General features: G+C 58.6%; 17 protein-coding genes. 6 read left to right on the forward strand and 11 right to left on the reverse strand.

The genetic code is table 11. The features are described 5' to 3' along the window. Positions 1–1,326, forward strand: a complete 1,326-nt coding sequence (locus LJD17_RS20805; protein WP_227386114.1) for an HlyC/CorC family transporter — start codon at positions 1–3, stop codon at positions 1,324–1,326. Between the two features lie 23 nt (positions 1,327–1,349). On the opposite strand, the gene LJD17_RS20810 is transcribed toward LJD17_RS20805, so the two are convergent. The 4 genes from LJD17_RS20810 to LJD17_RS20825 form a co-directional block, all read right to left on the reverse strand. After that, complete coding sequence (locus LJD17_RS20810) at positions 1,350–3,155, reverse strand: glucan ABC transporter ATP-binding protein/ permease (RefSeq protein WP_227386115.1); 1,806 nt, start codon at positions 3,153–3,155, stop codon at positions 1,350–1,352. 131 nt (positions 3,156–3,286) lie between these two features. Further along, positions 3,287–3,784 carry a CAP domain-containing protein gene (locus LJD17_RS20815; protein WP_227386116.1) on the reverse strand — a complete coding sequence of 166 codons (498 nt, stop codon included), beginning with the start codon at positions 3,782–3,784 and terminating at the stop codon, positions 3,287–3,289. 4 nt (positions 3,785–3,788) lie between these two features. Then, positions 3,789–6,302 (reverse strand): DUF3772 domain-containing protein, encoded by a 2,514-nt coding sequence (locus LJD17_RS20820; RefSeq protein ID WP_227386117.1) that lies wholly within the window; start codon positions 6,300–6,302, stop codon positions 3,789–3,791. Positions 6,303–6,440: 138 nt separating this feature from the next. Next, complete coding sequence (locus LJD17_RS20825) at positions 6,441–6,728, reverse strand: hypothetical protein (protein WP_227386118.1); 288 nt, start codon at positions 6,726–6,728, stop codon at positions 6,441–6,443. Between the two features lie 343 nt (positions 6,729–7,071). On the opposite strand from LJD17_RS20825, the gene LJD17_RS20830 reads away from it, so the two are divergent. Beyond that, a complete protein-coding gene (locus tag LJD17_RS20830) occupies positions 7,072–9,822 on the forward strand; it encodes a glycoside hydrolase family 2 protein (protein ID WP_227386119.1) in 2,751 nt (916 codons plus the stop codon). A gap of 63 nt (positions 9,823–9,885) precedes the next feature. Here LJD17_RS20830 and LJD17_RS20835 read toward each other — a convergent pair whose 3' ends face one another. The 7 genes from LJD17_RS20835 to LJD17_RS20865 all read right to left on the reverse strand — a co-directional run bounded on the left by LJD17_RS20835 (position 9,886) and on the right by LJD17_RS20865 (position 16,199). Then, a complete protein-coding gene (locus LJD17_RS20835; protein WP_227386120.1) occupies positions 9,886–12,066 on the reverse strand; it encodes a family 1 glycosylhydrolase in 2,181 nt (726 codons plus the stop codon). Between the two features lie 72 nt (positions 12,067–12,138). Then, the gene (glf, locus tag LJD17_RS20840) at positions 12,139–13,293 is read right to left on the reverse strand and encodes a UDP-galactopyranose mutase (RefSeq protein WP_227386121.1); all 1,155 of its coding nucleotides are present in this window, start codon (positions 13,291–13,293) and stop codon (positions 12,139–12,141) included. 5 nt (positions 13,294–13,298) lie between these two features. Next, entirely contained in the window at positions 13,299–14,312 is a 1,014-nt protein-coding gene (locus tag LJD17_RS20845) for a glycosyltransferase (protein ID WP_227386122.1), read from the reverse strand. A gap of 396 nt (positions 14,313–14,708) precedes the next feature. Continuing rightward, positions 14,709–15,020, reverse strand: a complete 312-nt coding sequence (locus LJD17_RS20850; RefSeq protein ID WP_227386123.1) for a polyhydroxyalkanoic acid system family protein — start codon at positions 15,018–15,020, stop codon at positions 14,709–14,711. 58 nt (positions 15,021–15,078) lie between these two features. After that, positions 15,079–15,384, reverse strand: coding sequence for a hypothetical protein (locus LJD17_RS20855; RefSeq protein ID WP_227386124.1), 306 nt, complete (start codon positions 15,382–15,384; stop codon positions 15,079–15,081). 83 nt (positions 15,385–15,467) lie between these two features. After that, positions 15,468–15,734, reverse strand: coding sequence for a hypothetical protein (locus LJD17_RS20860; RefSeq protein ID WP_227386125.1), 267 nt, complete (start codon positions 15,732–15,734; stop codon positions 15,468–15,470). Between the two features lie 147 nt (positions 15,735–15,881). Beyond that, positions 15,882–16,199 (reverse strand): septal ring lytic transglycosylase RlpA family protein, encoded by a 318-nt coding sequence (locus LJD17_RS20865; RefSeq protein ID WP_227386153.1) that lies wholly within the window; start codon positions 16,197–16,199, stop codon positions 15,882–15,884. A gap of 386 nt (positions 16,200–16,585) precedes the next feature. Here LJD17_RS20865 and LJD17_RS20870 point away from each other — a divergent pair, with 386 nt between their 5' ends. The 4 genes from LJD17_RS20870 (at position 16,586) to LJD17_RS20885 (ending at position 21,256) form a co-directional block, all read left to right on the forward strand. Beyond that, positions 16,586–18,136, forward strand: a complete 1,551-nt coding sequence (locus LJD17_RS20870; RefSeq protein ID WP_227386126.1) for a phytoene desaturase family protein — start codon at positions 16,586–16,588, stop codon at positions 18,134–18,136. Positions 18,137–18,146: 10 nt separating this feature from the next. Next, positions 18,147–18,551: a DUF2141 domain-containing protein gene (locus LJD17_RS20875; RefSeq protein ID WP_227386127.1), complete on the forward strand. Its 405-nt coding sequence runs from the start codon at positions 18,147–18,149 to the stop codon at positions 18,549–18,551. A 225-nt stretch (positions 18,552–18,776) separates the two neighbouring features. Then, positions 18,777–19,628 carry an SAM-dependent methyltransferase gene (locus LJD17_RS20880; protein WP_227386128.1) on the forward strand — a complete coding sequence of 284 codons (852 nt, stop codon included), beginning with the start codon at positions 18,777–18,779 and terminating at the stop codon, positions 19,626–19,628. Between the two features lie 101 nt (positions 19,629–19,729). After that, entirely contained in the window at positions 19,730–21,256 is a 1,527-nt protein-coding gene (locus LJD17_RS20885; protein ID WP_227386129.1) for a phytoene desaturase family protein, read from the forward strand. The last annotated feature ends 47 nt before the right edge of the window (positions 21,257–21,303 follow it).

Consider the following 21,303-nt stretch of genomic DNA (forward strand, 5'->3'; position numbering starts at 1 on the left):
ATGATTGAGGATTCTTCCAGCGAGCTCTGGATCGCGGCCCTGGTCGTGGTCTTCTGCCTGCTCCTGTCAGCCTTCTTCTCCGCCGGAGAAACGGCCTTTACCGGCGCGTCCCGGGCCAGGATGCTGTTTCTGGAAAAGAGCGGCGACAAGCGTGCCACTCTGGTGACCCGCCTGCTCTTAATGCGGGAGCGCTTCATCGGCACCGTCCTGATCGGCAACAACATCGTCAATATCGGCGTCTCGGCCTTTGCCACGAGCGTTCTCGTGGCCATCTTCGGCGATGGCGGAGCGCTCTACGCGACCGTGATCATGTCGGTCCTGGTAATCGTCTTTGCGGAAGTGCTTCCGAAGACCATCGCCATCTCGTCTCCCGATACGGTTTCCCTGGCCCTGTCGCGGCCCATGTCGTGGGTCGTTGCCATTATCGGCCCTCTGGCGATCGCCATCGAGCGTCTGGTGCGGCTGATGCTGCGCCCCTTCGGAATCCATATCGGCGCCAATACGCCGATTCTGTCCGCGAGCGAGGAGATGCGCGGGCAGCTCGACCTTCTCCACAAGGAAGGAAACGTCGCGAAGGTCGAGCGGGACATGATGGGAGGCCTTCTCGATCTCGAAGAGCTCACTGTGTCCGAGGTCATGGTCCACCGCACGAAGATGAGGACCATCAACGCCGATCTCTCCTCCGAAGAAATCGTCCGGGAGGTCCTGTCCTCACCCTATACGCGCATGCCGCTTTGGCGCGGCAGCCAGGAAAACATCATCGGCGTCCTTCACGCCAAGGATCTTCTGCGGGCGCTGGACGCGGTCGGCGGCGATGCGGGAAGGCTCGAGGTCGAGACCATTGCGCTCGAAAGCTGGTTCGTGCCCGACACCACTTCGCTGCGTGACCAGCTCAAGGCTTTCCTTGCCAAGAAAACCCATTTCGCCCTCGTGGTGGACGAATACGGCGAGGTCATGGGCCTTATTACCCTCGAGGATATTCTCGAGGAGATCGTCGGCGACATCAAGGATGAGCACGATCTCTCGGTGCAGGGTGTCCGTCCCCAACCGAACGGATCCGTCAACGTCGACGGTTCCGTCCCGATCCGCGACCTCAACCGGGTCATGGACTGGAACCTGCCGGATGAGGAAGCAACCACCATCGCCGGGCTTGTGATCCACGAGGCGCAGGCCATCCCTGATACGGGGCAGATCTTCACCTTCCATGGATTCCGCTTCCAGGTCCTGCGCAAGTCGCGCAACCGGATCACGGCGCTTCGCATCATGCCCCTGGCGATTGCCAGGAAGGCTGACGAGGCTTCAGGCGCGCGCCGGGCGCAAACCTGATTTCCGGCCTTGCGGGCACCGGCCTACTGGGCGGGAATCGCCACAGGTTCGGGCGCCGCCGGTTCCGACGGTGTGTCGCTCGCCATGAACTGGGCTTTGGCCAATTCCGCGAACCGGCCGCCTCGGGCCACAAGCTCATCGAACGCACCGGCTTCGATGATCCTGCCCTGATCGAAGACCAGGATCCGGTCGGCATTGCGGATCGTGGCGAGGCGGTGGGCGATCACGAAGGTCGTCCGGCCCTTCATGACCTCGTCGAGCGCCAGCTGCAGCTTGCGCTCGGTTGCCGCATCAAGGGCGCTCGTTGCCTCGTCAAGAATGAGAATGGGCGGATTCTTCAAGAGCGCCCGCGCAATCGAAAGGCGCTGGCGCTCACCGCCGGAAAGGGAACGCCCTCGCTCGCCGATCAGCGTATCGAGTCCCGATGTCTGACGGGCAATGAACTCGATTGCCTGGGCGCGTTCGAGGGCCTCGATCATCTCGGCATCCGTCGCATCGGGACGCCCGACCTGCAGGTTCTCACGGATCGAGCGCGCAAACAGCATCGGCTCCTGGAAGACCACGCCGATGTTGCGCCGGAGAGAGGCCAAGCTCAGATCCCGGATATCGTCGCCGTCGATCCGGATCGTGCCCGATTGGGGGTCGAAGGCCCGATGGAGAAGTCCGAGCGTGGTCGATTTGCCCGAACCGGTTGAGCCCACGAGCGCGACCGTCTCGCCCGGCTGAACCGTGAAGGTCACGTCCTGGATGGCGGGACGTTTGCCGTCATAGGAGAAGCTGACGTCTTCGAAGCCGACCTGACCGTTGAAGCGCTGCACATGCTTGGCGTTGGGCCGGTCGTGAACCACCGGCGCCGTATCGAGAATCTCGAAGAATTCCCGCATTTTCGGCGCTTGCATGAAGAGCTGGTTGACGAAGCTCACCGCTTGCTCCAGCCGGGCGATCAGCATCGTGGCGATGCTCATGAACATGACCACTTCGCCGATCGTCGCAAGTCCGTTCAGGTGGAGCGCCGTGCCGACCAGGAAGACGGCCGTGACCGTGATCGTCGCGGAAGCCCGCGAAGCGACGGACGCAAGGGCCCACCAGGACAGAACCGGATTCTGGGCCTGGAGAAGCTGTCCGATGATTGCGCGGAGGGAGCCCGCTTCCGCCTCGACGCGGGTGAAGGACTGGATCACCGGAACGTTGCCCAGAGCATCCGACGCGTGCTCCGCGAGGCTGGAGTGATAGCGTTCGACAGCGCCCTGAAGGCTTTCGGTCTTTCTGAGCACGATGGTGGTCAGGATGGCGAAAACCACCATCAGCGCAACGAGGAGCAGCCCGAGCCGCCAGTTGAGGAAGACCGTCAGGGGCAGAAGGATGACGAGCGCCACAAGGGCCGCGAAATGCTCGCGGAAAAAGCCCAGCCATAGCCACGCCATGCCATTCGAGCCTTCAAGCATGACCTTCAGGACGCGGCCGGAATGGGTCGATGTATGGAACGCCAAGGGCAATTCGAGCACGTGCTCGAAATAATTGGCGATCACCGCCAGTCGCCGACGGTGGGACAGCTTATCCGCATGGAGCGCCACCAGGACTCCGGCACCGATGGAAAAGAAGCCGAAGGCCACCCACGCCACGATCAGCGGCGTGAGCACCGAGAACGTGATCGGCGGAGCATTGGGGGTTTGCGCTCGCGTCAGCACATCGATGATCCGGCCGAAGAGGATCGGCTCGGCGAAGGCCGAGATGGCCAAGGCGACATTGGCAAGCGCCAGAAGCGCTCCAATTCGGAGGTCCGAGCCCAGCTGGCCAAGAACGCGGACGTAAAGACGGATCAGCCACATGTGCGGTTACCCACAAGGCCTATGACGGTCTGGCGCCACATCGACATATTTCCTCCGCCCGAGGAGATGCTTCATAAACTGAAGCTTGCAACAATCAACGGCCACGCCGTGACTTTGTTCGGGCAGAAGGTTCAGCGCTTGTCGGCGGCCACGACGAGAGCCCAGTAGACCTTGTATTTGGAATTGGGCGTATAGGCCGTTGCGATCCCGATCCGGGACGCTTGCGGATCCGTCAGCACCCGGTCGTGCTGAGGGCTTTCACGCCACCCCGAAAAGGCCTCCGCAAGGGTATGATACCCGGCCGAGAGGTTCGCCGCCGGGGCCTTGTGCCCCCCAGCGACGAGCCGGGCCTTGAACGCGTCGGCGGAACTGGGCTTGTCGGCTTTCGCCATGGCCTCGGCCTCGGCCTCGGCGGCCGCCTGCAGGTCGGGGTCGATCGTCAGGGGGCCCAGACCTTTATTGCGGCGATAGGCACTGATCATGTCCCGCGCCATTCCCACATCGACAGCGGCGTCAGGCTTGGCCATCGAGGCATAGAAACTCGGCGTCTGCTGGCGGGCAACAGGGGGTGCGCTCTGGCAAGCCGCCAGCGCGACCGCCACGAGGCCCAGGAGGGTCAAATGTTTCATGACCCTACTTATCCTTGAGAAGGGTTAAGCCTTCCTCTTCATCCTGGAGGGCCTTCGGCTTTGCTTCCGGCTCCTCTTCCTTTGCCGGTGGAGGCGCCGGCGCGGCCGGTGCGCCGATCCCCGCTTCCCGCAATTTGCGGTAGATGTCGAAGTAAAGATCACTCGACACACGCCCTGCCGAATCGATGTCGTCGACAAAGCAGATCAAATCGAAGTCGATTGTGTTCTCCGTCACCTTCTTGAACAAGACCCGTGGCGCGGGCTCGCTCATGATCTCGCGGTGAGCGAGAGCCCCATGGCGCATGATCTCGGCCACCTTGTCCGGGTCTGACGCACGCGGCACCGGGAGCGACACCAGAACACGGCCGATACGATCATTGCGCACCCGGTTTCGCACGATGCCGGAAATGAGGTTCGAGTTGGGCACGATCAGGGTGGAGCGGTCGTAGGTCTGAATTTCGGTCGAGCGCACGTTGATCCGGCGCACATAGCCCTCGCCATCCCCGACAACGACCAGATCGCCGACCCGGATGGGGCGTTCCCAGAGCAGGATTAGCCCGGAAATGAAGTTGTTGACGATGGACTGAAGACCGAAACCGATACCGACGGAGAGCGCACCGGCCACGATCGTGACCCGCTCGAGGCTCAGGCCGAGATAGGTGAAAGCAACGACACCCGCCGAGATGATACCCACATAGCCGGCGGCGGTCCTGATCGAGTTTCGCAGCCCCGCGTCCAGTTCCGTCGCCGGCAGGAACGTATTGTCCAACCAACGCTGAATGACCCGCGTGATCGTGAATCCGAAGGTGAACAGCAAGGCGGCGATCAGGATCGACGACAAGGAGATCGTCACATCTCCGACGCTGAAGCCGAAGAAGACCGCCCGGAGAGATCCCATTACGTCGGTGGACTCGATGCCCCAGGGCGCAAGCGCCAGCAGCACCGCCACGATGATCAGAGCCAGCCGAGCGGCACCGCTTGCAAGGACGCCGATCTGCTCAAGGGAGCGGCGGCGCAGGCCGGTATTGGCCTGGAGCATTGTCGAAACGCGGCTCTGGGTTCGGAAGGTGTTGCTGATGAACTCGTCCGCCAGGGCGATCAACAGGATCAGCAAAGCCACCAGAATGGAAATCCACATGGCTTGATCGACCATGAAGGACGCAAGGGCCACATAGCCCCCGAGCACGCTTCCGATCACGATGCCGACAATGATCCAGCCAACGGTACGAAGCGGCCCTCCGACGGAGATCTCCGGGGCGACATAGGGGCCAAGGCAGGCCTCGTCCTGGTTTGCTCTGGCCGCGAACCGGCGCAGCAACTCGGCGAAAATGAGCGCGGAAGCCAGCGCGAATAACGCCCTGGTAATGACCGTGATCGGCAAGGCGGCGGCAATGGCCTGGTTGAAGGCATCGAGGACCTTGCCAATGACCATCACGGTTGCAAGGGTGACACCAAAGCTCATGATCCGTCCGGCCGACAATTCGCTGACGGAAACCAAGCGCCAGGGTCCATGGTCCGGCGCAACGATCGCGTCGATCAGCGCCCGCACGAAGGCGATGAAGGCCAAGCCCCGCAGGATCGCGGCCACGACCTGCTCCAGCCGGGGCGGAAACAGATCAGCCGCGTCGAACGCGATCCAGAAGATCCAGCTGCCCGCAATAGCCGGAATGGTGCCCAGCAGCAGAACCGCGATAGCTGCAAGAAGGCGGCTCCGTCGCGCAGGATCGAGGATGGCGGGGTCACGGCGAACAAGCCTCGGCGCAATGGAGCGCCGGCCGACATAAAGCGCAATGGCAACGCCTAAGGATATGCCGATCAGCAGCAGGACACCGAGCGTCGCGCTACGCTGGATCTGCCCGATCGTGTCCCCGATGGTGATCTTCTGGGCCCTGAGCTCCCGTGGAATCGCCTGGATAACGTCCAGCCACAGGCTGAGGCTGAGGATGCTGTCGCTCTTCTCGAACAGAGCCCGCGTAAACCCGGCTCGCCTCAGATCGCTGATTTGCGTGTCGAGCTGCTCGGCCTGAACCAGGATGGCGCGACCGAGCCGCTGGGTCTCGTCCAGCTCGGCAACGGCGGCCTCCCGCTCGCTTCGGTCCCGAGCCGCATCAGCACTCTCTTCGGGCTCCCCCTCCTTGGGCTTGGGTCCGAGCTGGGCGAGGCGAGCCTTGCTGGCATCAAGCTTAGGCGCCTGCTCGGCAATGAGCGTCCGAATGCTCTCGATGATCGGATCGATTTGCTGGCGCAGGTTTTGAAGCTCTGTATCCGACTGAGCTCGCCCCTGAATCGCCAGCTCCTTCTGGTCGAGATCCGCCTTGAACGCATCGAGCTTGGCCCTGGCGGCCTTGGTGTCGGCAGAAAGGGCTGGAGCCGGAGAAGGGGCGACCGCTGGGGCTGGGGCTGGAGCCTGGACGGCCGTCGGCGCCGTTGGCTTCTGGGGTTGGGCCAAGGCGGCCGTCGTCATGCCAAAAGCCAGCATGGCGGCCAGAAGCAGCCGCCCTCTTGCGATTATTCTCATTCGGTTTCGCCCCGTCGCAATTCGTTGAAGGCTCGTTATGCGAATCATTAAGGCGAAAAGTCGCCGCCCGGGAAGCGGTTTGCAAGGGACGCCCGGAGCGGCGTCCGCCGCTCCGGGTCAGGCGGGAGGAAATGACGTTTATTTCTTCTGGGTTGTGCCCGTCGCCGAAGGATCGGTCGGGACCGGGTAGGCCGGATTGGCCGGCGACGTCCGGTCAGTGGGATTCGATGCCGTTCCGGAAGGAGATCCCGTTACGGCAGCTCGGGAAGCGTCCTGATTGGGATTATCCGGGGATGTGGCGCCGACCCAAATCATGTAGCCACCGATGGCGATACCGCACAAAAGCAGGGCGCCGATCAGCACGCCGAGCACCGGACGGCCCGAAGGACCTTGCCGGGCACGATCGTCAGGAACAATTTTAGCCATTGTGAGCCTCGTTGCTATAAAATGAAGGCATTCGCCGGGCTCCAAGGCTCGGCTGTGGGAGGGCAACGCCACATCACACAGCCGGTTCCTCAATGGATACCTTCCGGGCCAACGAGGGATCGCCCCTCTAATAGCGGGGATCTAACCCTTGGGTTCGACCGTTGATGGAGACGGACCAGAAGCATAGCGTCGGACGAGGAGCTGCGAACCGAAGATGACAGACCAGGCGAGCTTTGAGGCCAGGAATATAATGGCTAGTGTCGAAGTGATCGTGCCGTGCCGTCTTAGTCATGTTTTCGCCGTTTTGAGTGCCCTTGGGTAAGCGCTGATTCAAGGAGTTGTCATGCAGGACAATCGCATCAGCTTGGATGGGAGCTGGGAATTTTTGCACGTAGCGGACGACCGCATGTCTGGTCCGGCGGAGGTGCGCGAGATTACCGTTCCCAGCCCCTGGCAGGCCCAGTTCCACGACCTCCGGATGCGCGCCGGGATCGGGATCTACCGGAAGACGATCGTCATTCCGGAGGAATGGCTGCACGACAGCATCTGGCTCCGATTCGGAGCGGTATTCCACAACTCCCGTGTTTTCGTGAACGGTGAGCAGGTCGGGACGAATGAAGGCGGCTTCCTGCCGTTCTCCTTTGACGTCACCTCGCATCTCAAGCCGGGTCCCAACGAGATCAAGGTGCGGGTGGATTCCCCCACCGATAACCCCGCCGAATTTCCGGATTCTCCGTTTGCCGAGATTCCCTTTGGCAAGCAGAGTTGGTACGGCCCGCTTTCAGGTATCTGGCAATCCGTCCTGCTCGAGCGCCGCATCTCCGATCACATGACCCGCATCCGTCTCGTGCCGAAGCGCGAGACCGGCCAGGTGACCTCCGGAGTCTTCTTCGCCCGTCCTCTTGCGGATACGGCCGAAATTCTGATTGAAGTGCGCGACCCGTCAGGGGCGGTCGTCTTCAACGAAACACATGGAACCCAGATCGGCGTGACGAGCATGCCGTTCGTCTTCACGATCGAAGACGTTCAATCATGGTCGCCGGACGAGCCTAATCTCTACAGCATCCGCCTCGCGCTCATCCGTGACGGGATCGTCAAAGACGAAATCAGTGATCATTTCGGCTTTCGGACGATCGAGACCCGCAACGGAAAGTTCTACCTTAACGGGGAGCCCCTCTACCTTCGCGCCGCCCTCGACCAGGATTACTACCCGGACACGATTTGCACCGTCCCGTCCGTAGAATTCCTCGAAGACCAGTTCCGCAAGGCCAAGGAGCTCGGCCTCAATTGCCTTCGTTGCCACATCAAGGCGGCCGATCCGCGCTACTACGAGGTCGCCGATCGGATGGGCCTCCTGATCTGGACCGAACTTCCTAACGGCGGCATGTCGACGGATCGCTCGAGAGGACGCAAGGAGAAGCTGCTCAAAGGCATCGTCGACCGCGACAGCAATCATCCCTCGATCATCATCTGGACGATCATCAACGAGAACTGGGGCGTAGACCTCGTCAACGACTCGGACCACCGGGACTGGCTCAAGCGCACCTTTGCATGGCTGAAGGCCTATGATCCGACCCGCCTCGTGGTCGACAATTCTCCCCTGGCGCCGAGCTTCCACGTGGAATCGGACATCGCGGACTACCATTTCTATGCCGCCGTGCCCGATCACCGGGACGAGTGGGACAAGTTCGTGGACGAGCTCGCCGGAAGAGCGTCCTGGCTGTATTCCCCCCATGGGGATGCGGTCATTACGGGGCGTGAGCCTCTCATGTGCTCCGAGTTCGGCAATTGGGGGCTGCCCTACCCGAAGGACCTCAGAAATGCAAAGGGCGAGGAGCCCTGGTGGTTTGAAACCGGCCACGACTGGGGCGAAGGCGTCATGTACGCGCACGGCGTCGAAAACCGCTTCTCGGACTGGAGTCTGGACCGGGTCTTCGGCGACCTCCGTCGCTTTGTCATTGCCGCACAATGGCAGCAGTTTCGCGCGATGAAGTATGAAATCGAGGCCATGCGGCGCAAGCCCAGCCTGGCCGGCTACGTGATTACCGAACTGCACGATTGCCATTGGGAGTCGAACGGACTTCTCGATATGCGCCGGAATCCGCGCGTCTATCATGAGCTGTTTCGGATCATCAACGCAGATACGGTGATCGTACCGAAATGGGAGCGTGTCTCGTACTGGGCTGGAGAAACGGCGCACTTACGCCTTGCTATCGCCCACGGCGCCGGCCCGATCCTGGAGGATTGTCAGCTCGAGATCCGGCTCGGCGATCATATTCAGCGCCTGCCGATCCCACGTCTCGAAGCGCCGGCCGTCCTGGATCTCGGGTCGCTGGATATTCCAGTGCCCGACATGTCCGAACCGGATTTGCGGCGGATCGCTCTCGAGCTTCGCACATCGGATGGGCGACTTGTCGCGCAAAATCACGTGGATCTCGCGATCCATGCCAAGCGCGGAAGGCCCACTCAGGCACGACAGTTACTCTGGTCCCCGCATGAGGATCTCCGCGAGCGCTTCAAGCTGATGGGTTATACGGCCGCGCGGAGCCTTGAGGAGGCAGCGATCGTCGTGTCCCGCACCCACGACAAGGCGATCGCCGACCATGTACGCCAGGGCGCGAGCCTTCTGCTCCTGCCGGAAGGCGAAATGAGCCTGTATCCATTCTTCCCCCATTGGCAGAATGTCCAGGTCAAGTCCCGCGATGGCACATTGTGGCGAGGGGATTGGGCTTCATCCTTCGCATGGCTGCGGCGCGCGGGTCACTTCTCCGGCTTCCCCAGCGGACCTCTCCTGGATGAAACCATGGACAGGGTTATTCCGGACCACGTGATCTCAGGCTGCAATCTGCTGGACTTCCAGGCGCGGGTTTTTGCAGGGCTGGTCGTAGGCTGGATTCACAAGCCCGTCGCCCTCGGCGTCGAGAGATCCTATGGGCGCGGGCGGATCGTGTCTTCAACATTCCGCCTCTTCCGAGACGAACCTTTGGCGGATCCGACCGCAACCATGCTTCTGGACAGCCTGGTAGAGCTTTCAATCGAGTCACGTGCGGCACGGTTGGAAGAAGCGGTTCGCGCCGCCGAAGCAGCGGCATAAATCTATACCGGCACGGATCCTGGCAATTCGAGCCGCCCGCCTTCGAAGCGGGCGGCTCGAATCTTATTCGGCCGCGACGGTCCGGAGCTCGTTCGAGCTCCAATCGATTTCGCTGTCATTGAAAAAACGATCGAAAGCACTGTCGAACGTCGGAAGCAACACGCCTCGCTCGCTCGTCAGGACCGTTTGTGAGGCCTGCGCCTCCCCTGCTTTCACCACAAGGCTCGTATCGTATCCCCCGCGCCGGGCGGCCTCCACGGCAAGGTCATACCACGACACTGCACCCGAATTCGCCAAGTGCCACAGACCCCGCTCACCGTCGATCACGAGATTGAGGACTTCATGCACGAGATCAGGGACATAAGTCGGCGAAACCTGATCGGTACTTGCTTCGACGATCTCGCCTTTGGAGAGGGTGTTCAACACCCACCATACGAAATTATAGCGGTCCCACGGGCCGAAGAATGCGCTGGTCCGGATGACGAGCGCATTCTCGTGAGCGGCCAAGACACGCCCCTCCGCTTCAGCTTTGCTCGCACCGTAGACGCTGGCCGGGTTCACGGGATCGCTTTCGCCGTAGGGTCGGTTGAGCGTTCCATCAAAGACAAGATCCGATGAGAACGTTATCAGAGGCACGCTTTGCGCTGAACAAACCCGCGCGAGGTTCTCGGCGCCGAGCGTATTTTCACGGAAGCACCTCTCCGGCTCCTCCTCGGCTTGTGCCACGCGCACGTATCCGGCCGTGTTGATGACAGCCCATGGTTGGTAGCAATTTATGGCACTTTGCACGCTCTCCAGGTCTGCGATATCCATCTCCTGGCGAGAAACCAGCACATGGTCGAGCCCCCGAATATCGCAGATCCGCGAGAACGCACGCCCTAAGGTGCCATTTGCTCCCGTAATCAGGATCTGACGCGGGTCGCTGACCAGCCGGCAGGCGTTCGACCGCCGGGACGGGCGACGATAATAGCGGATGTCGCGTTTCCACCAACCCGCGCGATCAAGAACCGGGTGATCGAAGTGGCCTTCCTTGGCAAGTCCCTCCGCGGCTCGAGCGAGGGCCGTCGGCCTCGGCTCGTCGCCACCGCTCCGTACGTCGAATGGGCCGGGCTCATAGGACCCATTTCGCTGCGTCAGAAGGCTGTTCCAATCCACTGTTCCGAACAACGACCACACTGTCACCGCCCGAATATCCGCGCCCTCGTCCTGGAGCGTCCTGGCTGCCTGCCAGACCTCCAGCAACCAGCGCAGCTGCTCATCTCGCGTGCATCCGTGATGAGCTTCGGTCACGGCAATCGGGCGTCTGTATCGCTCCCACGTTTCACGCAGGCGCGCCAACGGCCCGAGCTCTTCAGCGGGGAGCGGCATGCGGACGGCTTCGGCATCGGCATACTGATGCCGGCCGTTGCCGCCTGAGTGATGCTCGGGGTAGCGCGACGCGCGCTCGTCAAGATAGCGCTCGCTCGTTAGATAATGATTGATGCCGATGATGTCGGGCGCCGCATCGGCGTCCAGGAAAAATGAAAGTTCCTCTTCGCGGATCCCGTTCTTGAGAAAGATGGACCACCAGGGGTGATGGCGATCAACCATTCCGCAGAGAAGATCGAACGTTAGCCACCGACGCTGGTTCTCATGCTCTGCTTGGTATGCAAGAGCCGGTGTCGAAAAGGTCTTGCCGAGATCATCCGTTTGAACGAGTTGGGCGTCAGCTCGCACCTTGCGGATTTCCCGCATGGAGAGCACTGTCGCCTTGCACTCGTTCACCAGCATCCTCAAGAAGGAGGGGTAGCTGGTTTGATGAGGGTACCAATGTCCGTACAGACCCGAAAACCGAGCTGTCGTCAGCGGTTCGTTCACGGGGGTGTAAAGATCGAGGTGCGGATAGCGTCGTGCCACTTTCGCCGCATGATCCGCCAAAAGCTCAGGCCAGGCGGAATCGAGCATGTCGGTGTAACGGGGGCCGCTACCGTGATGGCAAAGGCCCGCGATGGCACGCATGTCGAGATCTTGAAGTCTGCGCAGACGTTCGTCGTGCCAGGAAAATTCCGCCTGGTCCGGAGCATCAGGAGAAACCGTCTCCCAAAGCACAGGGTAGCGCACCGTACGGATGCCAAGGCCGGCGATGCGATCAATATCGCTGATGCGCTCGCCGTGCCCTGTCTCCAAGCTTTGGTTGCGGAAGTCATCGCCAATTCTAGCGACGGTGCATTCCACTCCGCCCCAAAGCTCCAAAGGTCGTTTCATTCATCGTCTCCGAGCGATGCCATAGATCATTGATCAATCTTTTCGACACGGATTTGTTCGATGAGAGTGAAACTATGAAGCAAGTGCCGCAGATGATGGGATGACCTGCATAGGAGATGCCTCATCTTCAAGCGGAAGCGCTTCGTTGATCCGTCTGAACGTCGCCAAAGCCTGGCCGACGATCTGATCCATATTATAATAGCGATAGGTTGCCAGACGCCCCACGAACCAGACGTCGGGCGTTGCCAGCGCGAGACGTTCGTACTTCTTGAAAAGCTCTTGGTTCTCGGGCTTGGGGATCGGATAGTAGGGATCGCCCTCGGCTGATGGATATTCATACGTCAAAGCCGTTCGGGCATGCTCCTGCCCGGTCAGGTGCTTGTATTCCGTGATCCGCGTATAGTCCTGTGTTTGCGGATAATTGACCACGGCAACAGGCTGATACCAACCCTGCTCCAGAGTGACGTGCTTGAACTGCAGCGACCGGTACGGCAATTTGCCGAACCTGAAATCGAAATACTCGTCGATCGGGCCTGTATAGATCACTCTCTTATGGGGAACGATGTTCTTGACGTCCTCATAGTCCGTCTGTGTCATCACATGGATGTTCGGATTGTCGAGCATCTTCTCGAACATCCGTGTGTATCCATACTTTGGCATGAACTGGAATTCGTCGCCGAAGTAGCGATCATCCCGGTTTGTTCGCGTTGGAACCCGCGAGGTGACGGATTTATCCAGTTCGGACGGATCAAGCCCCCATTGTTTGCGCGTATATCCACGGAAGAATTTTTCGTAGAGCTCCCGCCCCACGACGGAGACAACGACATCTTCCGATGTTTTGATCTCCGGAACTTTTTCCGCCCTCTGCTCGAACCAGCCCTGCAACTCTTCGGATGTGAGGTTCAACCCATAGAGTTTGTTCACCGTGTCGAGGTTGATCGGGATCGGAACCAACATCCCGTCAACTTCAGCCAGCACCCGGTGCTCGTAGAATCGCCACTCCGTGAACCGTGACAGATAGTCGAAGATCTGTTTCGAGTTCGTGTGAAAGATGTGCGGGCCGTACTGATGAATCAGGAGCCCATCGTCATTGTAGCGATCATAGGCGTTGCCACCGATATGATTCCGCCGATCGATGAGAAGAACACGCTCGTTGCGTTCGTTCGCAAGTCGCTCCGCCAGAACGCTGCCTGCGAATCCCGCACCGACAATTAGCCAATCGTACATTCAATTCACTCCGCAGGTGTCGTTGCGTATGTCGGAAGGCTCGTGTCAACACGGTTGTCATCCGCGCCATCGAGGACGTCCAGCATCAGCTTGTGCATGGAGGACCATGTCTTGTCCCAGGATCCTGTCGCAAGGTGCCGGTCAACCTTGTTGAGCCAAGCCTCGTTCGGACGTCCGAAGATCAGCTCCGCTTTCTCGACGACCTCAGACGCGTCTCTGGCGATTTCAACCAGCCCCTTCTCTCCGTAGGGGCGCACCACGTCCGTGATGGGGGTTGAGATCACCGGAACACCAGCGGCAAGGAATTCCGGAGTCTTGGTCGGGCTGATGAACTTGGTCGATTCATTGAGAGCAAACGGCATAAAGCCGATGTCCCACCCTGAAAGGTATTGCGGAAGTTCAGCGTAGGACCGGCCGCCAAGCCAATGAATGTTCGAACGCTGGGGCAGCGAGGCGGGATCGATCTTCACCACGGGACCGATCATGACAAGCTGCCAATCTGGTCGCAGGTCTGCAACCGCGGCGACAAGGTCGATATCCATCCGCTCGTCAATGACGCCAAAGAAGCCGAGGCGCGGATGGGGAATCCCAGCCTGGTCGGAGGGATCCTGCTTCGTGTTTCGCGCCTTGGAAAAGTGCTTGAAATCGATGGATGAAGGAAATGCGTGAACGCTGTGATGGCGGCCGCGCTTCGCCTCGTAGAGGCTCATGCCTCCTGTAAACACGAGATCGCAGCGTGCAAATAGATCTTCCTCAAGGGAAAGAAGCTCCTGCGATGCGCCACGGAAGAGAGAAAGCTCGTCCATGTTGTCGTAAATGCACAGGTCGCACTCAAGATCGCTCGTAAAGGCGAGCGCCATAGGGGTGTAGTACCAGAAAACACGCGGCGTCCTTGCCTCACGCCCGATCAGCTCCTCGATAAGATCATGCTGCTCGGCGATAGCATCCTGGTGGCTTAAACCCTCGGGCAGAATCGGCACCGCAATCGTAACGCCTTGCGGACGCTCGCTTACATCCATATGGGGCTTCGCCCCCGCCTTGATTTGGGGTTCTTCAATGATCAGCACATTAAAGTGCTTGGCCGCTCGGCTAAGCAAGTGTTGTGGCCGCTGCCAGACAAAATCCCATCGCAAATGGGAAAAGCAGACGAGGAGGGGCATTCGACCAGCAGATTTGAATGATGAATAATGGGCATGCGACTGCGTTGTCGAACGCTCAAGCATGGCGCGATCCTCAAATGAGACAAGTTGTTACGAACGGACAGAACGCTCAGTCCGGGGGATTATGAGATCATCGTGTTTGATGGACTGGACCGCCAAGGTGGGTCGCAGTCGCAATCCCTTAATCAATGCCAAGGATGCAATTTGGTTCCATAACGGCCACTAAAAATGAACGTCCGTTCAGGAACGAAACGGTCACTTCTTTTCGAGCATCAGGGTTCCTTGCTTCTGAATGAACCCTTTGGCTTTCTCGGCAATCATCGACATGAGCCAAGGCAACTGGACTTCCACTCGCACATGATCGTCCAGCACATCCAAATGCCCTGCGATCGTCTGTCCCATAGCCCCGACTCTGAACGCCATCGTGTCTCCCGTCCACGTTTCTTCAATGGACGCGATCTTGTCGCCAAACTGGGATTTCAGGCTGGAGAGGCCTCCGTGAAGCCGCCGGGTCGCTTCAACTTTTCCGAGGTTATGGGGGATCGATACCACAAGAGGCTTTGCCATGAGAACACTCTGCTTTCCGTCTTAAAATAAGCGAAGCGGGGCCGTGAATGTTCCGCACTCAAAGCATCTCGACTTTCAGGGCTCGAACGATGATTGTCTCTTGGCTGAAACGCCGCTCCAAATCGGCCCGGTATTCTTCCCACCAGGCATGATCCAGCTCTCGCACCATAACTTCGAACACGACGATATCGTCGTGGGCCGTATGTCCGCCTTCCTTCCACATGCCCTCGGCCGGCGCGCGGGTGAAACTGGTGATCCCGCCGAAATGCTCCGATAGTTCGGAGCGAACACGGCCATAGTCCGATCCGGCGAATCTGCGGCCGGCATTGTCCGTCAATGGTAGAAGAATTTGCACCAAATGCATGACCCTGCCCTATCAAGGCGCCATCCTATGGGGAATGGGCACCGAAGCTCAGATTAGGGCGCGTCTGCGAAAAGGCGAGTTTCTCAAGCCATCTGGCTATGGAATAGCTCTACATCCGAGCTGGGAAGGTCGTTGTCGACGGTATAGCGGCTTGAGCGACGGGAAACACGCCAGGGATGGGCCGTGGAGAGATGGATCGCCTCCGAGGGACGTAACCTGCGGACCGTTCCGTCTCCTTGGACTTCGTCCAGCACGACGAAACCAAAGATCGTGAGACGCGTTGCAAGTGTCTTGGTTTTGCAATCTTCTGCAGCGATTGGAAGAGAGCCTGCCGCATAGATGGCATCCATCAAGCTCTTCTGATCATATTGGGGGGAAGCCATCGAGCGCGCCCCTGGAAAGCGAACGACGTTCGATGACTGAAGAGATAGGGATTCCATCTACGCAACCCTTGGTCCGAATCAGCCCAAGGATCGCGGGAAGGGATTAAGAAGCGCCTAATTCTCACCGATCCGATGCAACGACACGTAGGCAGTTCCGCTCGACGTCAAACCGAGTTCTTGAGCAGGACCTTTTGCAAGATCGATGATGCGACGCCGCGAAAAAGGACCTCGGTCGTTCACTGTTACGACGACTGAGCGGCCGTTTTTCTCGTTGACGACCCGAACCTTCGTACCGAACGGAAGAGACCGATGAGCGGCCGTCATGGCAAAGGAATTGAATCTTTCGCCGCTCGCGGTGCGGCGACCATGGAAACCAGGCCCATACCAAGAAGCCGTCCCTGACTGGAACGCCTTGTCAGCAACCTGAGAGATCGATCCAGTTGTCGCTGGACCGCCGGCAGTCGTGTTGCACGCAGCAACGAAAAGAAGTGGCGCTATGAGCGGCACTCGGGCGAGGATGTTCTTCAAGGATTTGTCTCCCCTTCCTTTTATGCTTGCTGCGAAGCTGACGGATAAAGAGGCAATAATAAGGCGAGACCATTTTTCCCTTACTGCACCTTACTTTTTTCCAACGGGCTAGTTCTAATGAATAGCTTAAAACTCTGTTAAACTGTAATTTAATAACTTGGATAATGTTTCTTTTATCTGGGCGCGTGGCCATTGCCATAACCAACGGCGGCCCACTGGTCATTGCTCATGGCAGAACTAGTTCTTTGGCAGGAGCATAAGCACCTCCCCAGGGAAAAGGACCAAATCCCATGCCTCAGCCCCCAACGCCGGAGCATGTTGCCATTATTGGGGCAGGACCGGGCGGGCTGGCTGCAGCCATGCTCCTCGCTCGAGAGGGACTGCGAGTTACAGTTTTTGAGAAAGAGGCAGCCGTCGGAGGGCGGACAAGGACCATTCAGACTCCTGGGGGCTATAAATTCGACATAGGCCCGACCTTCTTTCTTTACCCCCGTGTTCTGAAAGACATCTTCGAATCCTGCGGCGAACGTCTTGAAGATTATGTCGAACTAAGAAAACTCGACCCGCAGTATCACCTGATTTTCGGCGAAGGTGGTGAAATTCGAGCCACACCGGATTTGACACGCCTCGAAGCCGAAGTCGCACGATTATCGCCGGACGATGCGCGAAACGTTCGCAGCTTCCTTGCCGACAATCGGCGTAAACTGGAAGCATTTCGCCCAGTTCTCGAACAATCCTTTTCGAGTGTCCGCGACCTTTTTTCTCCTGCCATGCTGGCTGCCCTTTCACACTTGCGACCACACGCAAGCGTCGATCAGGATCTTCGTCGATACTTTTCAGATCCCCGGGTTCGCTTAGCCTTTTCGTTTCAAACAAAATATCTCGGCATGTCGCCGTTTCAGTGCCCGAGTTTATTTACGATTCTGTCGTTCCTGGAATATGAGCATGGCGTCTATCATCCCATCGGCGGCTGCGGTGCTGTCTCAGAGGCCATGGCGGCCGTCGCAAGAAAGCTCGGTGTCGACATACGTCTCAACACGGCTGTCGAGCGCGTGCTCTATGATAACGGAAGAGCCATTGGCATTGAGACAAACGGTGAGAGAATTGCGGCACGAGCTGTTATTGTAAATGGTGACTTTGGTCAGGCCATGCGCCGCCTGATACCTGAAAAGATGCGGAAATCGTGGCCGGACAAGAAGCTTGATCGGGCCAAGCTCTCATGTTCGACTTTCATGCTCTATCTCGGAGTTGAAGGATCGATCGACAACCTTGCTCATCATACGATCTTTCTTGCTCGCGATTATGAACGCAATATCCAAGAGATCACAGAGGGTATCCTTTCTGACGAGCCGTCTGTTTATATCCAAAACGCCGGCGTCACGGACCCTTCGCTGACGCCGGAGAATGGCACCAGCCTCTATGTTCTTGCGCCGGTTCCGAATTTGCGAAGCGGCATCGACTGGACGCAGGAAGCTCCGCGCTTTCGCAAAGTTATTCTCGATCGGCTCCGACAGCTTGGATTGAGCGATATCGAGAACCGCATTCAATTCGAACGAATGATTACCCCTCAATCCTGGGAAGAGGACTTTTCGGTTTATGAAGGCGCCACCTTCAATCTCGCGCATAATTTGGCCCAGATGCTCTACTTCCGCCCTCATAACCGCTTTGGCCGTAATGTTTATCTTGTCGGCGGCGGCACGCATCCAGGCAGCGGCCTTCCTGTTATCTTCGAAGGTGCACGCATTACGACCCGCTTGCTCTTAAAGGATCTGGGGTTTCGAAAATCAAAGAGCGTAGACTCACGTCGGAAAACGCCATCAGCAGGCGAAGCATTGGCTTAGGAGAAATACTATGCTGAGGACCGGCTACCTTGGGCTATGCCTCCTTACTGCTCTCCCGTCGAACGCTGCCACCCTGGTCATCCGGGCAGAAGGGATCCAGCCTGGAAACGGAACCGTCTATGCAGGTGTCTGCGACAAGAGCTTTGATGAAACCTCATGCCCTTATAAGGACCGCGAGCCTGCTCGGGCAGGCGTTGTGGAAATGCGCATCCGCAACGTCAAACCCGGTGTCTACGCAGTCGCCGTCTTCCAAGATCTCAATGGCAACGGAAGTCTTGACCGCAATCTGATCGGCCTCCCTCGAGAACCCTACGGCTTCTCCAACGATACCGGCAGGCGTGGTCCCCCGTCGTTCCAGGAGGCTCTCGTCACTATTCAGGAGCCTTCAACAACTGTTACGATCCCGGTCCGGTAGGCAGCCATGTTGTGGCGCGCTTATGCATTCCTTTCTCATGGGAGAGATCGAATTGGAATGCAAAGGCGTAGATCGTCTCGGAGGCCGCCCCTCGTCAAGAATGAGAAAGACATTCTACGAATTCTTGAGAAAGCCGACGAGGCAATTTGGCTCGCGAGTGCACTGTCGCTCTGCGCTGAATGCGGTTTACTCCTAAGCTTGTCGGAGCCGATCAAGATTGACGTCTTGGCCCGCAAGCACTCGCTTCCCCAGCCGCTTGTGAGAAATTTCATCGATCTGCTGATCGGCCTTGGGCTGGTTTATGAAGATGATGAGCAAGTCGTCTCGGGAACGGCTCTTCTTCCGTTTACCGCATCTGAAAATTTCAGAGCGTTCCGAGCGTCACTACGCGCCCCGCTTCTGCAGTCCGCAACCTTCCATCGTCGCGTCCGAGAAGGATCCTTCACTCTGGAGGGTTGGACCCATACGGATGATACCATCATTGAAGCGCAAGCTGACCTCACTCAGATGTGGGCGCGACACTCACTTTCTAAGCTTCGCTATTTGCCCGGTCTTATCTCACGTCTGGAAAGCCCTGGCGCAGCTTTGCTGGATGTCGGGGCTGGTGCGGCGGGCCTTTCTATAATCTTGTGCGAAAACTTTCCTCAATTATCGGCGGTCGCTTTGGAGCCCGCTCCTCACCCAGCGAAGCTCGGAGCGGCGCGTGTTGAAGCCGCAAAGCTCGAGCATCGGGTCCGTTTCCGGCAGCAATACGTTGAGAACATTGAGGATATTGCTGCCTTTGATCTGGTTTTTGTCCCGCAGATATTTCTGCCGGATAGCATCATTGAGGAAGCGATTGCCCGTCTCTATCGTGCCATGCGTCCTGGAGCCTGGATGCTCATGGCCGTCCTAGGCAGAGAAGGGCACGATGTTTCATCTGTTATCGTACGCCTCAAGAACCTTGTTTGGGGCGGGAATACGCGCACCGTCGAGAAACTGAGACCACGGCTCGCGGCTGTTGGCTTCAATCCAGTAATCCGAGCCCCAGGCAGCCAGGCCGTACAGATGATCTGCGCACGGCGACCGCCATTCTGACCCGAATGTCTTGAACTAGGTTTCATGCTTCCTAGAACCAACATATCGGGAATGACGCTAAAGCGGTGCTTCAGAGCTCGCTGGATCATGGGAGACCTCTTGTGGCACACTCGGTTGGGGTCATCGGTGGAGGCCTGGGAGGTCTGGCCGCGGCATGCGTAAGCGCCGCTCGCGGCCATCGTGTCACCCTCTATGACAAAAACGAATGGCTTGGAGGCAAGGCGGCCATCCTCCAGCAAGACGGCTTTCGGTTTGACATGGGGCCAACCATTCTGACCGTTCCACGTGTGCTTGAACGCATTTTCGGGGAGGCAGGCAGGAAGCTCTCCGCTTACTTGGAACTTGTCCGATTGGACCCTCAGTGGCGGTGCTTTTTCGATGATGGATCGCGAATAGACCTCGTGGAGGATATCGGTACCATGGCGGACACCATGGATAGGTTCGCTCCAGGCAAAGGAGCGGGGAGCGGATACCGCAAATTTCAGAACATCGCCGAGAACTTGCATAAGATCTCAGACCGCTTCTTTTTCTGGAAGCCGGTCGAAGATCTCTTCGACACAATCGACCTCCGCGCCAACATGAATCCTGCGACGTTGCGCGACGTCCTCTCTCTGCGCATGGGGTCCACGGTTGCCGGCACAATCCGCTCCAAGGTCAAAGATGAGCGCCTTGCGCAGATGCTGGATCACTTTACTCAATATGTGGGTTCATCTCCCTATGGCTCTCCGGCCGTGCTCTGTGCCATCGCTCATATGCAAGCGGCGGAAGGGGTATGGTATCCGATAGGCGGCACCCGCGCGGTCGCCGACGCCTTGATCAAGCTCGCCGAAGAACTCGGCGTTGTGATCCGCCCCAGTACGGACGTACGTGAGCTCCTCATAGAGGCTGGAGCAGTGAAGGGAATAGTGACCGCAAATGGGAAGGCGACCTCATTTGATAGCGTCATTTCCAACATGGATTCCATCAGGACCTACCGGGAGCTGATCGGGGGCAAGGTTGGAGATCACTACACCAAGAAAGACTTCGAGCCGGCGTGCTCGGGAGTCGTGCTCTATCTCGGCCTGCGGAAGCGCTACGACCACCTTCTTCACCATGACTTTGTCTTCTCGCAAGATCCGGAAATAGAATTCGACTATATTTACCGCCAGGGTGAACCTGCTCCGGATCCGACCTGTTACATTGCGGCACCCTCTGTGACCGATCCGAGCGTCGCGCCAGACGGCGGCGAAGCGCTTTATGTGCTCGTTCACACACCCTACCTTCGACCGCATCATGACTGGTCAAAGATGTTTCCCCATTATCGCCAGGTGATCCTCGACAAGCTGAAGCGGACAGCCGGCATGAGAGATCTCGAAGATCGAATCGTCATGGAGCGGCATCTCACACCGCAAGACATTCATGACCGATACAAAGTGCTTAATGGCGCTATTTATGGGCTTGCGAGCCACGGCAAATTCATGGGCGCTTTCAAGCCAGGCAATCGAAGCCGACAGGTACGAGGCCTCTACTTGGCAGGTGGGGCCGCTCATCCAGGCCCAGGAATGCCGATGGTCATGATGTCCGGCTGGATCGCCGCAGACGCAATGGACACAGATCTCAAGAACAGTGCAATGCGGAAGGTCTCTTGAAAAACCACGCTGTCAAAACCGTAGAAGCCAGACCCTGGGGATCAGGC

Origin of the sequence: Microvirga rosea (assembly GCF_020595095.1) — a bacterium.
In the GTDB taxonomy this organism is placed as follows: Bacteria; Pseudomonadota; Alphaproteobacteria; order Rhizobiales; family Beijerinckiaceae; genus Microvirga; species Microvirga rosea.